1 protein-coding gene is annotated in these 615 nt (G+C 59.2%); it reads right to left on the bottom strand.

The window, feature by feature from the left end; translation table 11 throughout:
• Nucleotides 1–615 (bottom strand): HYR domain-containing protein (locus tag AAFP94_RS14880; RefSeq protein WP_409629191.1); only part of this gene is annotated, 615 nt, incomplete at both ends.

The raw sequence follows: 615 nt of genomic DNA, 5'->3' as shown, positions 1-615 counted from the left end.
GCCGCAGTTATCGGTTGGGCTTGCGGCAAAGGACAACGTCGCGTCGCACTGGCCCGCATCGGCATTGTATGAAGCGTTTGGCGTTGGGCAGTTGGCGACAGGCGCCTGGTTGTCCAACACTATTACGTCGAAGCTGCAGGTATCCGTGTTACTGTTCACGTCGGTAACCAGCACGTCCACGGTGGTCGACCCCACAGGGAAATCGTAAGGGAACGTGATCGGCGAACCGCCAACACTGTATTCGGTGCTTGCCACGCCGCAGTTATCGGTTGGGCTTGCGGCAAAGGACAACGTCGCGTCGCACTGGCCCGCATCGGCATTGTATGAAGCGTTTGGCGTTGGGCAGTTGGCGACAGGCGCCTGGTTGTCCAACACTATTACGTCGAAGCTGCAGGTATCCGTGTTACTGTTCACGTCGGTAACCAGCACGTCCACGGTGGTCGACCCCACAGGGAAATCGTAAGGGAACGTGATCGGCGAACCGCCAACACTGTATTCGGTGCTTGCCACGCCGCAGTTATCGGTTGGGCTTGCGGCAAAGGACAACGTCGCGTCGCACTGGCCCGCATCGGCATTGTATGAAGCGTTTGGCGTTGGGCAGTTGGCGACAGGCGC

This window comes from Gilvirhabdus luticola, from assembly GCF_040117515.1.
GTDB classification, from domain to species: domain Bacteria; phylum Bacteroidota; class Bacteroidia; order Flavobacteriales; family Flavobacteriaceae; genus Gilvirhabdus; species Gilvirhabdus luticola.
Note: the sequence above shows the minus strand (reverse complement) of the source record. Positions and strands in the feature narration are given on the sequence as shown.